The organism is Shewanella dokdonensis (assembly GCF_018394335.1).
In the GTDB taxonomy this organism is placed as follows: domain Bacteria; phylum Pseudomonadota; class Gammaproteobacteria; order Enterobacterales; family Shewanellaceae; genus Shewanella; species Shewanella dokdonensis.
On sequence record NZ_CP074572.1, the window covers coordinates 366,001 to 381,437 of the forward strand.

A 15,437-nucleotide genomic window follows, 5' to 3' on the forward strand; every position below is an offset into this window, starting at 1 on the left:
AACACGATTCCTGTTGAAGACGACTGACCTTGATAAAACGGCTTGAAGGTAGTTTTTAATTTGGCTAGCATACCCCGGCGTCGATATCAGTCAACGCATTAAATCATTATTAGTTTACAAGTGATTATTTAATGAACATTATTGACTATCAATTTGAGCAGCAGCACCTATGGCACCCTTACAGTTCCATGCATGCTCCTGCGCCAGTCTTTGGGATAACGTCGGCAAGTGGAGCCCTGCTCATGCGCGACAACGGTCAAGCACTGGTTGATGGCACCAGCTCCTGGTGGGCTTGTATCCATGGTTACCAGCACCCCGCTATTGTTAACGCCATGCAGCAGCAACTCCAAAAATTGAGCCATGTGATGTTTGGCGGTATCACCCATGAAGCCGCGATAGCACTGGGGCGGCAACTGTTGGCGTTATTGCCGCCCTCGCTGACCAAGGTGTTTCTGGCAGACTCCGGCTCAATCGCCGTTGAAGTTGCGCTGAAAATGGCGCTGCAATACTGGCAAGGGCGAAATGCCCCACTAAAACAGAAAATACTGACGATTCGCCACGGCTATCATGGTGATACCTTTGCCGCCATGAGTGTGTGCGACCCAGAAGAAGGCATGCACACCATGTTTGGTGACAACGTCACCCAGCAGTTATTTGCGGCCGCCCCCACGAGCCGTTTTGGTGAACCTGTGTCCCAAGAAGATATTGCGGGTTTGCAACAACTGCTGGAGCAACATCATTCGCATATTGCAGCACTCATCCTGGAACCCATCATGCAAGGCGCAGGCGCCATGTGGTTTTATAGTGCTGAATATCTCAAGGCCGCACGGGAACTTTGTCACCAGTATCACGTGTTGCTGATTGCTGACGAGATAGCTACCGGTTTTGGCCGCACCGGAGCGTTATTTGCTTGTGATCATGCGGGGATCAGTCCTGACATCATGTGTATAGGTAAAGCACTCACGGGTGGATACATCAGCCTAGCAGCAACCATATGCAGCGATGAAGTGGCCGCGGCATTAGTGATTCACCGGCCGGAGCTTTCATGCATGGGCCGACATTTATGGCAAATCCCTTAGCATGCAGTGCAGCAACGGCCAGTTTAGCGCTTATTGCGAATAACGACTGGCAACGACAAGTTAGTGCTATCGAAACACAGCTTAAACAGCAACTGGCAACGGCTGCCGAGCTTCCCGCTGTCAAAGAGGTAAGAGTGTTGGGAGCGATAGGCGTACTGGAATTACATGAACCCGTCAACAGTGGGTTATTGCAAAGTGAGTTTGTCAAACGCGGCGTTTGGATACGCCCCTTCAACCGTTTTATCTACATCATGCCGCCCTACATCATTAGCTCGGCGCAGTTGAGTAAACTGACCCATGCCATGTTGGAAGTTGCGGCGCTGTTACCTAAGATGACGTCGAGCCAGCGGCAGATAGTAAGTCACGGTTAAAAAAGGCGGCCCGATCGCTCAGGCCGCAAAAAATTGATTGGCAACAAGGGACTGTAATTCCAATCACCTATGCATTGAAGGGCACAGGAACCGTTGGGGAATACCCCCAGGATATCCGGCAGCCATAGACTGCCGGATATTCAGTTACTTTCAGAATCGATGATATTTATCGATACCGAAAGTTTTACCTTCACCATGACAAGTTGCACAGGATTCCATGGTTGGAGTCTTGAACCATTCACCAACGGCATCCACCGAAACTTCACCACCATTCTGTTGCATGTGATTTAGTGCGGACTCATTAGTGTGGCAAGCATAGCAGTTAGCGGTTATTGGGCTGGTCATCTTACTGCTGGGTTCCAGAATGAACTGGGCAGGAACGGCATACAGATCGACAACGCCATCGTGGCAAGCAACACAACTTACTGCCGGATTAATGGCACTAGCACCATTCGCGCTATTGGTCTGAACCCAGCTACCATCAGCATTCTGTTCAACTTCACCCACGGTTGCACCATTACCCCAGTGCCAGCTATGGATCATCGGACCAAAACCTGGGCCATAGGTTGCTGAAGTACGCGCCATCCCGTTGCCGTGACAAGCGATACATCCTTGACCACCGTTATCAAAGGCACCGTTTTTGTGGAATGCAGTGCCATCGTTGTGACAGGTAGTACAGCTATCAGCTTTCACATTCAGACGGCGCTCAAACCCGGAGATTTTGCTGCCATCAGCTGGATTGACCACATCGGAATATGCGGTGAATGACACGCCCATAGAGCCATCATAACCATGGCTACGGATCCTATTGTTAGTCTGACCGCGAACGTTTTCGTCATAATATTTCCAGCCTGGAGTAGAGAAAGTTACTCGGGCTGAGAACATATAACCGGCATTTTCATAGCCAGTAGAGATATTGGCCGCAGCATAACAAACGGTTCTAGTGCCATCAGGATTGTCCGTTTTAGATTCACTATTGCGAACACCTGGACGACCGACTATGCCACCTTTGTCATAGGCGTGCAGGTATGCACCCGCATAAACAATAGGTTTACCCGCAATATAAGAAGCCTCTTCAGCAGTAGCTTCATTCGAGGCTTCAGCGTTGTAGTTTTCACTAATATTGACCACAGCACCATCAGCATCTGTCACAGTGATAGTTGAACACCAACCACCAGCACCGTCAGAAACCGGAGTCGATAACGCAACCGTGTATTGGGTGCGCAGGGCTTTTAACTGAGTAATACCAGCAGCACTCGCGTGCATAGTCCGGACATCAAGGCCATTGGCGGGCAGAATATCACCTGGGGTAGTGACCCCCGTATTGTGACAGTCGATACAGCCAGGGCCGGTAATATTGATGTTAGCGGTCAGTTCTGTATGGCAACTACTACAGTTCATCACACTGAAATCTTTAGTAAATTCCTGATGGTTAATATGACCGATTTTTGAAAGTGTATTGGTTGCATAGCCACCACCTTCAAAGCTGCGACTCACCGAGCCATGGCAAACCAGACACCCTTCAACAAAGTTAACCTCACCATCCATCCCTTCAGCAACATAACTGGCATGGCGGCGCGGACTCACAGAGTAGTCTACGTGGCAGGAGTAACAACTTTCGGTAGTTGTGGAAAAGACACCTTCGGGTTTATTAACTATCAGCGCCTTAGAACGGGCAATACCGCTACCATTCGCCCCACCCACACGTAGCCAGACCAATCCTTCAGTTGCGGTATTTACCGCAGGCATAGGTGCAGTAAAACGGTAGTGACCATCGCCTAACACTTCAAGCGCGGCACCTTCAGTGCTCATTGTAGCCGCACCACCATTCAGACCATCGCGATTATTGATAAACCCTTTACTGGTCAGCGCCGCGATCTTGGCTTCTGCGCTTTGCAGCCCATTGATTAACTTATCATTTTCATCAGTAATTTCAAATTCGTAGCTCACAGAGCCTTCATTGAGACTATAACTGAGAACTTCAAGATTTGTGGTCAGTGAAGTGGTAACAGGATCTTTGGTGTAATCCTGTCCGGGTGTGCCAGGTTCACCAGGAAGCCCTGGCGTTCCGGGTGCGCCATCGGCACCATCCTTACCATCTGAACCACAAGCTCCTAACATCAATGCCCCCAGCAGCAATGCCAGTTTCCTGTATTTTGCGTTCATCATTTACTCCTGCTCAGTAAATCCATGGACAGCAACAACCGTGCACAAGACAAATAAAAGTCATGGCAAATACTGTCAGCTTTATTTACCTTAATTAATTAATATTGTTAATTTTGGATTTAATATCCGCAGCAAGTATCAGATAAGTTTTTATTTACAAAATTGACCTAAAACAAACTTTAATTATGAACACTTAAACAATCTTTAACTCTATTAAAATAAAATTAACGAAATATCGATTTATTAAACAGAGCTTAATAAAAAATCTTTTACCCTGATTAATTCTTAAAAAATAATTAATTAAATATTAAGAGCAGCGTTATTATGAACAACAGAATAGTTTTATTATTAATAATTAAGGTGATAATTTATTATATAAATATTGTAAATCATTTTCACCTATAATCTATCGGTAAAACTTGTTAAGACGACGGATATCCCGAAATAAAATAACAAAGGTTTATATACCTAATATTTAAAATAAGCCCATTATTTACTAAAAAGGCTGCCCTTTAGGATCTTCTCAACTAATAACGGCACAGTTTCACTTGCCATTCCCTGATAATGTAAATGAAATAAACTGTGAGGATCCTTTGCAGTAATATTCACTTCAGCCGTGAGCGCACCATGGTGGCTGGCAATATCAACAAAACCTGCCGCTGGATAAACCGTACCAGAGGTACCAATAGCGATAAATAAATCACAGCGCTCTAATTCATTGTGAATACGATCCATCCCGATAGGAATTTCACCGAACCAAACAATATGAGGGCGCAGTCGCTGCGCTGGAATACAGCAAGTGCAGCAGTTATCTGGGCCAAAAGGTTCGTGCAGAGTAAAGATTTGCCCAGACCGGGGACATCGACCTTTGCCAAGCTCGCCGTGCATATGCAGCATATGGCGACTACCCGCACGTTCATGCAGATTATCAACGTTTTGGGTAACCAAGAATAACTCACCGGAAAACGCGTGTTCCAGCTCCGCCAGCGCTACATGTGCGGCATTGGGCTGAACGTTTGTATCATTGAGTTGTTGCCAACGATGATTGTAAAACTGCTCTACCAGTTGCGGGTTGCGTTGATACCCCTCCGGCGTGGCCACATCTTCAATATGATGTTCTTCCCACAAACCGTCCTGATCGCGGAAGGTTTTCAATCCCGACTCTGCCGAAATACCGGCACCTGTAAGTACAACAATACGATGGTACATCTGCGACCCCTGTTGTTTTTTGGTCATCTTGCCCGCTGCCTGCCAGAGGAACAATTGTGCCTTGGTATAACCACACTAAAAACACTGTTAAGACTCGCTTTTACCACAAGGATAGTTAAATGGGTAACGGATATTGGCAAAAACACCGACAAAGGTTTAAGTTTCTGAATAACCCCCATATAATGAAACCTAATATCCAATTCCGAACCGTCTGGTCTGTCCAGGGTTCCGCAAGAAGAGATAAGCCATGACAGATGGAAATCAAGCACTAAAAAAGCTGGATTGAAAGTCACCCTGCCGCGGGTAAAGATCCTGGAGTTGATGCAGGGTCCCGAAAATCAGCACATCAGTGCTGAAGATCTGTACAAAAAGCTGCTGGATATGGGCGAAGAGATTGGCCTGGCAACCGTTTACCGAGTGCTCAACCAATTTGATGATGCGGGCATTGTAACGCGTCATCACTTTGAGAGTGGTAAAGCGGTATTTGAGTTGGCGACCCAAGAGCACCATGATCATCTAGTGTGCCTGACGTGTGGCAAAGTGATGGAATTTACTGATGACGTGATTGAGCGCCGTCAGAAAGAGATTGCCAGCAAACACAATATCAAACTGACCAATCACAGCTTGTATCTGTACGGTACCAGTCTCGATGGCAAATGCGATCATGGGGATGAAGAGTAAATAGCTCGAACATCTAAATGCAAAAGTCGACACTCTGTCGACTTTTTTGTTTTCTCGGACAACATCCACGAAAAAAGGCGCTGAACAGCGCCTTTTTAATACCCGGTCAGCGATTACCAACCAGTCTTTTCACGCAATGCTTTGCCGATATCCGCCAGTGAACGCACGGTTGTAACACCAGCAGCTTCCAACGCAGCGAATTTATCCGCAGCAGTACCTTTACCACCCGCGATAATAGCACCCGCATGCCCCATGCGCTTACCTGCTGGTGCAGTTACCCCAGCGATGTATGACACTACAGGCTTAGTCACATTGGCTTTGATGTAGGCAGCCGCTTCTTCTTCGGCAGTACCACCGATTTCACCAATCATGACGATGGCTTCTGTCTGTGGATCGTTCTGGAACATTTCCAGTACGTCGATGAAGTTGGTACCTGGAATTGGGTCACCACCAATACCGACGCAGGTAGACTGACCGAAACCTTCATCGGTGGTCTGTTTTACTGCTTCATAAGTCAGCGTACCGGAACGCGATACGATGCCAACTTTACCTGGCTTATGGATATGACCGGGCATGATACCGATTTTGCATTCACCGGGAGTGATAACCCCTGGGCAGTTAGGGCCAATCATGCGTACACCAGTCTGTTCCAGCTTCACTTTTACCTGCAACATATCCAGAGTTGGAATACCTTCGGTAATACAAACAATCAGCTGAATGCCGCTGTCGATAGCTTCGAGAATGGCGTCTTTACAGAATGGAGCTGGGACATAAATCACCGAGGCAGTCGCCCCAGTGGCAGCAACAGCATCCTTAACGGTATTAAATACTGGCAGCCCCAGATGAGTAGTACCGCCTTTACCTGGAGACACACCGCCAACCAGCTGTGTACCGTAGGCCAATGCCTGTTCAGAGTGGAAAGTGCCTTGACCGCCAGTAAAACCCTGACAGATCACTTTGGTATCTTTATTGACTAAAACTGACATTATTTGCCCTCCACAGCTTTAACGACTTGCTGAGCAGCGTCGGTCAGACTCTTAGCAGCAATAATGTCCAGACCGGATTCAGCGAGCACCTTAGCCCCCAATTCCGCATTGGTACCTTCTAGGCGCACTACAACAGGGACATTAACACCCACGTCTTTTACTGCGCCGATGATGCCTTCGGCGATCATGTCACAACGCACGATACCACCGAAGATATTAACCAGTACCGCTTTCACATTGCTGTCTGACAGAATGATCTTGAACGCTTCAGATACACGTTCTTTAGTGGCACCGCCACCTACGTCGAGGAAGTTAGCGGGCTTGCCACCATGCAGGTTAACGATATCCATGGTACCCATTGCCAGACCTGCACCGTTCACCATACAGCCAACGTTACCGTCAAGAGCAACATAGTTCAGTTCAAATTTAGCGGCATGGGCTTCACGTGGATCATCCTGTGATGGGTCATGCATGTCTTTGATTTTGGGCTGACGGAACAGCGCATTGCTATCAACACCAATCTTACCGTCCAAGCAATGCAGGTTGCCTTCGGTAGTGATGACCAGTGGGTTGATTTCCAACAGGGCAAAATCGTAATCCAGGAACATGGTCGCCAGACCCATAAAGATCTTGGTGAACTGTTTCACCTGATTGGCATTCAACCCCAGTTTGAATGCCAAATCACGGCCCTGGAATGGCTGTGGGCCAGTAATCGGATCGATTACGGCTTTGTGGATCAGTTCTGGCGTTTCTTCCGCCACTTTTTCGATTTCCACACCACCTTCGGTAGATGCCATAAACACTACGCGACGAGAAGCACGGTCAACCACTGCGCCCAGATACAATTCGTTAGCGATGTCAGTGCAGCTTTCTACCAGTATTTTGGCAACGGGCTGACCTTTTTCATCGGTTTGATAAGTAACCAGATTCTTGCCCAGCCATTTTTCAGCAAAGGCGCGGATTTCTTCTTTATCTCCAGTTACCTTTACGCCACCAGCCTTACCACGGCCACCGGCATGCACCTGACATTTTACGACCCATTTGTCGCCGCCAATGCGACCAGCAGCTTCCACTGCTTCCTGAGGTGTATCGCAAGCGACACCCTCAGACACTGGCAAACCATATTCAGCAAATAAGGCTTTTGCCTGATACTCATGCAAATTCATGATGATTTATCCGTTTACAACGTTTCAGTCCAACTGGCCCGCAAGCGAGCCAGCTACGAGATCACTGCCTGTAGTTCCCCTTACAGGTCAAGCAGCAGACGGGTTGGGTCTTCCAGTAAGTCTTTAATTGTTACCAGGAACCCGACTGACTCACGACCATCAATAATGCGGTGGTCATAGGAAAGAGCCAGGTACATCATGGGCAGGATTTCCACCTGACCATTTACAGCCATCGGACGATCTTTAATTGCGTGCATACCCAGAATCGCACTCTGTGGCAAGTTCAGGATAGGTGTAGACATCAAGGAGCCGAACACGCCACCATTAGTAATGGTGAAGTTACCGCCCATCATATCGTCTACAGTCAGCTTGCCGTCACGGCCTTTAATGGCCAGATCGCGGATGGCTTTTTCCATATCAGCCAGGGTCAAAGTATCGGTATCACGCAATACTGGGGTTACCAGACCACGTGGTGTTGATACTGCGATGCTGACATCGAAATAGTTGTGATACACCAGTTCATCGCCATCGAGTGAAGCATTTACTTCTGGATAGCGTTTTAATGCTTCGGTAACCGCTTTAACATAGAACGACATAAAGCCCAGACGGATACCGTGTTTTTCTCAAACACATCCTGATATTTCTTACGGATATCCATGATTGGCTTCATGTTGACTTCATTGAAAGTGGTCAACATTGCGGTAGAGTTTTTCGCTTCCAGCAACCGGGTAGCGATAGTCTTACGCAGACGTGTCATCGGTACCCGTTTTTCACTGCGATCGCCAGCCAACTCTACCGGAGCAGGTGCTGCGGCAGGAGCCGCTTTGCCGGCGGATTTCACATGGGCTTCCACATCTTCTTTGGTGATGCGGCCGCCAACGCCAGTCCCTTTTATTTTGCTTGGGTCTACATTATGTTCGGCCACCAGACGGCGCACTGAGGGGCTCAGCGCATCGGTGCTTGCATCTTCGCTAGCGGCTTCCGCTTTAGGCGCACTGGCTTCGGCCTGAGCTTTAGTCACTTCCTGTCCGACAACTGAGCCTGGGGTAAATTTAGCAATGACCTGTTCGGCCAATACTGTGTCCCCTTCCTGTGCCAGAAACTCACTGATAGAACCGTCTTCCGGAGCTACCACTTCCAACACAACTTTATCGGTTTCGATGTCCACCAGATTCTGATCACGGGTCACCGCCTCACCGGGCTTCACATGCCAGGTGGCAATAGTCGCATCGGCTACGGATTCTGGCAAAACTGGTACCTTGATTTCGATACTCATGGAACGCTTTCCTTTTTAAAAATTTATTACTTCAGATTCAATGCGCTGATGATCAGAGATTCCTGTTGGTGTGTGTGCAATTCTGGGTAGCCACACGCAGGCGCTGCCGAAGCGTCACGCCCAGCGTAACTCAGTTGCGCGCCCTTAGGAATTGCGGTCCAGAAATGGTGCTGGCTGCAATACCAGGCGCCTTGGTTCTGTGGCTCTTCCTGACACCATACAAAATCTTTCACATGCTGGAATTCAGCCAACACGCCCGCCAGTTCTTCGTGAGGGAACGGATACAACTGTTCGATACGAATAATGGCAACATTATCAATATTTTCCTTGCGACGACGTTCCAGCAGCTCGTAATAAACCTTACCGCTACAGAACACGACACGATTTACTTTCTTGGGGTCAAGCGTATCAATCTCACCAATCACGTTCTGGAAAGTCCCTTGTGCCAGTTCTTCTAATGAAGAAACCGCCAAAGGATGACGCAACAGTGATTTAGGTGACATCACCACGAGTGGACGACGCATAGGTCTAACAACCTGGCGTCGCAACATGTGGTAAACCTGCGCAGGAGTCGAAGGTACACACACTTGCATATTGTGGTTAGCACAAAGTTGCAGGAAGCGTTCTAGACGGGCACTGGAATGTTCAGGGCCTTGACCTTCATAACCATGAGGTAATAACAGGGTAAGGCCACACAAGCGTCCCCACTTCTGTTCACCTGAAGACAGGAACTGGTCAATCACTACCTGGGCGCAGTTAGCAAAGTCACCGAACTGCGCTTCCCAAATACCCAAGCCTTCAGGTTCAGCAGTGGCATAACCATATTCGAATGCCAGCACTGAGGCTTCAGACAACACCGAATCATTGATATCAAATGGCCCCTGCTTATCGGCAACATTACGTAATGGCAGATAAGTAGTACCATCATTCTGATTATGCAGTACCGCATGACGATGGAAGAAAGTGCCTCGGCCAGAGTCCTGCCCGCTGATCCGAACCCGCTTGCGCAGCTCCAGAATCGTTGCATAAGCCAGTGTTTCGGCCGCGCCCCAGTCCAGTAGTTTCTCGCCTTCGGCCATGCTCTTGCGATCGGTATAGATTTTCTCAACCCGTGACTGTAGCTTGAACCCCTCGGGCACGTCGCTGATTTTGGTGGCCAGTTCTTTAAGATGCGCTAAAGGCACTGCGGCATCATAGGCTTCATCCCATTCGTGATTCAGATAAGGCGTCCAGTCCACTGTATGCAGCGTCATTGGTCGCCATTCTTTGACGACACAGTCACCCTTATCCAAGGCATCACGGTAATTATTCACCATGGCTGTCACTTCTTCGGCAGAGATGCTCTGCTGGCTGATAAGGTTGTCAGCGTAGATTTTACGGGTGGTTGGATGCTTCTTGATCTTGCTATACATCAGCGGTTGAGTAGCACTCGGTTCATCCGCTTCGTTATGACCGTGACGACGGTAACAAACCAGATCAACCAAAATGTCACGCTTAAAGGTGTTACGGAAATCCACCGCGAGTTGTGCGATAAAGGCAACCGCTTCTGGATCGTCAGCGTTGACGTGGAAAATAGGGGCCTGCACCATCTTGGCGATATCGGTAGAATATTCAGTAGAACGCACGTCCTGATGGTTAGAGGTCGTAAAGCCCACCTGGTTATTCACGACGATACGGATGGAACCGCCAACCTTATATGCCCGAGTTTGCGACATATTAAAGGTTTCTTGCACAATGCCCTGCCCTGTAATAGCCGAGTCACCATGAATGGTGATAGGCATAACTTGCAGGCCATCAGCGCAACCGCGACGATCCTGACGCGCACGCACTGACCCCATCACTACCGGATTCACAATTTCCAGATGTGATGGGTTAAAGGCCAGCGCCAGATGCACATTGCCTCCGGGAGTCTCAAAGTCTGATGAGAACCCTTGATGGTATTTCACGTCACCAGAACCAAGGCTGTCATGGTGTTTACCGGCGAATTCGTCAAACAACTCTGCGGGCCGTTTGCCAAGCACATTCACCAGCACGTTCAGACGGCCACGGTGAGCCATACCGATAACAATCTCTTTGGTCCCAGCATCCCCGGCACGATAAATAATCTCGCGCAGCATAGGTACTAAGGTATCACCGCCTTCCAGCGAGAAACGTTTAGCCCCTGGGAATTTTGCCCCCAGATACTTTTCCATCCCCTCGGCGGCGTTAAGACCTTCGAGAATACGGTGTTTTACCTTCTGATCATAACTGGCTTTACCTGAGGTTGGTTCCAGCCGATGCTGGATCCAACGTTTCTCTTCGGTATCGGTGATGTGCATATATTCAGCACCGATAGAACCGCAGTAAGTCGCTTTAAGTGCGGCCAGTAAGTCAGCCAGTTTCATGGTTTCGCCACCGTGGTCAAACGAACCGGTGTTGAATTCACGCTGCATATCGTCAGCGGTCAAACCATGAAACGCCGGATCCAACTCCGCCACCTTGTCACGCTTCCAAAGTCCCAACGGATCGAGACTGGCGTTTTGGTGGCCGCGGAACCGATAAGCGTTGATGAGCTGTAGAACCTTAACCTGCTTGGCATCAACTTCAGGATCTGATACTCGGGCGACACCTTTGTGGCGTCCTTCCATAGCTAAAGCTCGGAAATAGTCGCGGATCTTGGAGTGGGCTGCTTCCGGTACATCGGATGACGCACCATTGATGGGAGGAGGTTATCAAAGACTTCGCGCCAGTCCGCGGAGACTGACTCTGGGTCTTCCTGATAGGCTTCATACATCTCTTCTACATAGGTCGAGTTGGCTCCGTTCAAGTGGGAGGTCTCGAGCCAAGCTTTCATGATGCCTTGGTGCATTTCTATTCCTTTCAATCTTGGTATACGTGCATTGCCTGATGTTTCATCAGATAAAGACCGCCAGAGAAATCTCCGTATTGCGCGGCAATTGTTGTCCTTTACATACAAAATAGAGCCACCTCCTCATGCCGAAGAAGTGACTCTAGACGAGCCTATACCAGTATGGATGATTGGCCGTCTTCTTGCATTTATACCGCCCGATTCAACAACATGGACTTGATATGCCCGATAGCTTTGGTCGGATTCAGACCTTTCGGACAAACATCAACACAGTTCATGATGCCATGACAACGGAATACGCTGTACGCATCGTCGAGCTCCGACAGACGTTCTTCTGTGGCGGTATCGCGACTGTCGATCAGGAAGCGATACGCATGCAGCAAACCACTGGGGCCAACGAACTTATCAGGGTTCCACCAGAATGATGGACAAGCGGTAGAACAGCAGGCACACATAATACACTCGTACAAACCATCCAAGTGTGCGCGCTCTTCAGGAGATTGCAAATGCTCACGAACCGGTTGTTTACCATCATTAATCAGGTACGGTTTAATCTTTTCATACTGTTTATAGAACTGACTCAGGTCGACGACAAGGTCACGTACTACCGGCATGCCTGGCAAGGGTCTGATGACCAATTTTTTGCCTTTAAAAGAAGACACATGGGTAATACAGGCAAGGCCATTCTTACCATTCATGTTCATACCGTCAGAGCCACAGACGCCTTCACGGCAAGAGCGGCGAAAGGCCAGTGATGGATCCTGCTCTTTAAGCTTTAACAGTACATCCAACACCATCAAGTCAGAACCATCTGGAATATCCAGACTGTAATCCTTCATGTAGGGTTTATTGTCTACATCAGGATTGTAACGATAAACGGCAATATCCAATTTCATCTGTACAACTCCTTAGTAGGTACGTTTCTTCGGTGGAAACGCTTCACGGAACTTAGGCGCCATGTTAACCGGACGGCGATCCATAGTTTCGCTCACCGGGTCAAACAAGCTGTGGCACAGCCAGTTGGCATCATCACGCTCTGGATAATCTTCACGGCTGTGAGCGCCTCTACTTTCTGTACGGAAGTTAGCCGCATAAGCAGAAGCAATGGCGGTCGCCATCAGATTATCAAGTTCCAGACATTCAATACGTTGGGTATTGAACTCTTTGGAGTTGTCAGACAGTTTGGCATTTGCCAGACGCTGACGGATCTGTTGCAGCTCTTCCAGCCCTTCGGCCATGGCTTCACCGGTACGGAATACCGAGAAATGCATCTGCATACACATCTGCAGATCCTTACGGATCTTGAAGGGGTCTTCACCGTCTTTATTGCTTTCCCAACGGTTCAGACGTTCCAGCGATTTAGCAATTTCAGCTTCAGTTGCTGCTTTAGGGGTTTCACCATCGCTCAGCACTTCGCCGAGGTGATGGCCCGCTGCGCGGCCGAAAACCACTAAGTCTAACAGCGAATTACCGCCCAGACGGTTAGCGCCATGGACAGATACACAAGCGATTTCGCCAACAGCAAACAGACCTTTAACATCCTGCTCGGTACCATCGGTATTACGATGAATCACTTGTCCAGTTACCCGAGTTGGTAAGCCGCCCATCATATAATGACAAGTAGGAATTACCGGGATTGGGCCGTCAGCCGGATCGATATGAGCAAAGGTGCGAGACAGTTCGCATACCCCTGGCAGACGAGCTTCCAGCGTTTCTTTACCCAAGTGGTCCAGTTTCAGCTTAAGATGCGGACCAATATCGCCATCGGTGCAACCACGACCTTCACGGATTTCGGTCATCATCGCGCGGGCAACCACATCACGAGAGGCTAAGTCTTTGGCATTTGGCGCATAACGTTCCATAAAACGTTCGCCATCTTTATTCAGCAGATAACCACCTTCACCACGGCAGCCTTCAGTGACCAACACCCCGGCACCCGCAATGCCAGTAGGATGGAACTGCCACATTTCCATATCTTGCAACTGCACGCCAGCACGAGCAGCCATGCCGACACCATCGCCAGTATTGATATGTGCATTGGTAGTCGACGCGAAAATACGCCCAGCACCACCGGTTGCTAGCACAGTTGCTTTAGCCTTGAAGTAAACAATGTCGCCAGTTTCGATTTCCAGGGCGGTACAACCGACAATCACACCATCTTCATTCTTTACCAAATCCAAGGCATACCATTCGGAAAATACCTGGGTCTTATTTTTTACGTTCTGTTGATAAAGACAGTGCAACAACGCATGACCGGTACGGTCAGCCGCAGCGGCAGTACGGGCAGCCTGTTCGCCACCGAAATTACGTGACTGACCACCGAAAGGACGCTGATATATTTTGCCATTGTCGAAACGGGAAAAAGGCAAGCCCATATGTTCCAGCTCAATAACCGCTTCAGGGCCAGTCTGGCACATATATTCAATGGCATCCTGATCACCGATAAAGTCAGAACCTTTCACGGTGTCATACATATGGTATTGCCAGTTATCCTCATGGGCATTGCCCAGAGCAACGGTGATGCCGCCTTGGGCAGACACAGTATGAGAACGAGTTGGAAATACTTTAGACAACAGCGCGCAGCTCTTGCCTTCTTTAGAAATCTGCAATGCAGCACGCATACCAGCGCCACCGGCACCTATCACTACTGCATCAAATTCGCGAACTGGAATAGCCACTTATACCCCCAAACAATCAGTATGCCGGCTGCCAGATAAACGAAGGCAGTCACCACAAATACAAACTGCAAAACACCGCGCAGTGAGACATTTTTGACGTAATCAGTGAGCACCTGCCAAACACCGATCCAAGCGTGGATCAGCAGCGCAATCAAAGCCAGCAGCGTAAACACTTTCATGGGCAATGCAGCATATAATCCATGCCACACAGCATAAGTGAGAGGGGAACTTACAGCGGCAAACACCACCAGAAATACGGCATAGCAAGCCAGTATCACGGCACTGGCACGCAACATTATGAAATCATGGACACCACTGCGTCCGAAACTCGCGGCATTGGTTACCATACCCATACTCCCGCCAATACTGAAAAGACAATTGCCAACACAAACACTGCGTTAGCCGAGGCTTTACCGGAAGCCAACTCTTCCCAACGTCCAGTATCCATCACCAGATGGCGCAAGCCACCCAATAAATGATACCCAAGCGCGGTTAGAATGCCCCAAAGGATAAACTTCATCAAAAAGCTATCCAGCAGTGATTGTAAGTGATTGAAGCTTTCGGCTGACTGTAATGATGCGTTTAGCAACCACAACAGGATACCGACAGCAAACAACATAATGACACCAGTAATTCGGTGGAGGATGGATACGATTGCAGCCGCCGGGAAGCGAATGGTCTGCAAATCAAGATAGACAGGTCTTTGCTTTTTCACGTTCTGCTCACTCAGCTCCATTGAGCATTTTTGTTATATGAAGCGATTTTGATAAAAATCGATTTGTGACGCAAGTCACGTTTCAACTTTGGCAAATGGACTGCTTATTACAAACAGGTAACTAGTTGACCCTATTCATATTTATAGACTATACAAAGAGAGGTAAAAGCGTCCTGTTTATAGCCCCCAAGGACCGCAGCAAAGTATACTCGTCGCAAAAGTCAAATACAAACATCACATTCTGGAAATTTTATTTTTTTCA

8 protein-coding genes and 4 pseudogenes are annotated in these 15,437 nt (G+C 48.5%); 2 read left to right on the plus strand and 10 right to left on the minus strand.

Annotated features, from left to right (window positions below; all coding sequences use genetic code 11):
* The first annotated feature begins 131 nt into the window (after positions 1-131).
* A pseudogene (gene bioA, locus KHX94_RS01745) lies at positions 132-1,450 on the plus strand (adenosylmethionine--8-amino-7-oxononanoate transaminase).
* Between the two features lie 150 nt (positions 1,451-1,600).
* Here bioA and KHX94_RS01750 read toward each other — a convergent pair.
* Both KHX94_RS01750 and cobB read right to left on the minus strand, forming a co-directional pair.
* Complete coding sequence (locus KHX94_RS01750; RefSeq protein WP_213682150.1) at positions 1,601-3,619, minus strand: multiheme c-type cytochrome; 2,019 nt, start codon at positions 3,617-3,619, stop codon at positions 1,601-1,603.
* A gap of 486 nt (positions 3,620-4,105) precedes the next feature.
* The gene (gene cobB, locus KHX94_RS01755; protein ID WP_213683292.1) at positions 4,106-4,825 is read right to left on the minus strand and encodes a Sir2 family NAD+-dependent deacetylase; all 720 of its coding nucleotides are present in this window, start codon (positions 4,823-4,825) and stop codon (positions 4,106-4,108) included.
* A gap of 247 nt (positions 4,826-5,072) precedes the next feature.
* On the opposite strand from cobB, the pseudogene fur reads away from it, so the two are divergent.
* Positions 5,073-5,506: pseudogene (fur, locus tag KHX94_RS01760) on the plus strand (ferric iron uptake transcriptional regulator).
* Positions 5,507-5,619: 113 nt separating this feature from the next.
* On the opposite strand, the gene sucD reads toward fur, so the two are convergent.
* The 8 genes and pseudogenes from sucD to sdhC form a co-directional block, all read right to left on the minus strand.
* A complete protein-coding gene (sucD, locus tag KHX94_RS01765) occupies positions 5,620-6,492 on the minus strand; it encodes a succinate--CoA ligase subunit alpha (protein WP_213682151.1) in 873 nt (290 codons plus the stop codon).
* Positions 6,492-7,658, minus strand: a complete 1,167-nt coding sequence (gene sucC, locus KHX94_RS01770) for an ADP-forming succinate--CoA ligase subunit beta (RefSeq protein ID WP_213682152.1) — start codon at positions 7,656-7,658, stop codon at positions 6,492-6,494. The genes sucD and sucC overlap by 1 nt, the downstream gene beginning before the upstream one ends.
* 80 nt (positions 7,659-7,738) lie before the next feature.
* Positions 7,739-8,934, minus strand: a pseudogene (odhB, locus tag KHX94_RS01775) (2-oxoglutarate dehydrogenase complex dihydrolipoyllysine-residue succinyltransferase).
* 26 nt (positions 8,935-8,960) lie between these two features.
* Positions 8,961-11,782: pseudogene (sucA, locus tag KHX94_RS01780) on the minus strand (2-oxoglutarate dehydrogenase E1 component).
* 188 nt (positions 11,783-11,970) lie between these two features.
* Entirely contained in the window at positions 11,971-12,678 is a 708-nt protein-coding gene (locus tag KHX94_RS01785; RefSeq protein WP_213682153.1) for a succinate dehydrogenase iron-sulfur subunit, read from the minus strand.
* A gap of 12 nt (positions 12,679-12,690) precedes the next feature.
* On the minus strand, positions 12,691-14,460 hold the full coding sequence (gene sdhA, locus KHX94_RS01790; RefSeq protein ID WP_213682154.1) for a succinate dehydrogenase flavoprotein subunit: 1,770 nt from the start codon (positions 14,458-14,460) through the stop codon (positions 12,691-12,693).
* The gene (gene sdhD / locus KHX94_RS01795) at positions 14,427-14,807 is read right to left on the minus strand and encodes a succinate dehydrogenase, hydrophobic membrane anchor protein (protein WP_213682155.1); all 381 of its coding nucleotides are present in this window, start codon (positions 14,805-14,807) and stop codon (positions 14,427-14,429) included. The genes sdhA and sdhD overlap by 34 nt, the downstream gene beginning before the upstream one ends.
* Positions 14,801-15,196 carry a succinate dehydrogenase cytochrome b556 subunit gene (gene sdhC, locus KHX94_RS01800; protein WP_213682156.1) on the minus strand — a complete coding sequence of 132 codons (396 nt, stop codon included), beginning with the start codon at positions 15,194-15,196 and terminating at the stop codon, positions 14,801-14,803. Before sdhC ends, sdhD begins: the two co-directional genes overlap by 7 nt.
* Positions 15,197-15,437: the final 241 nt, after the last annotated feature.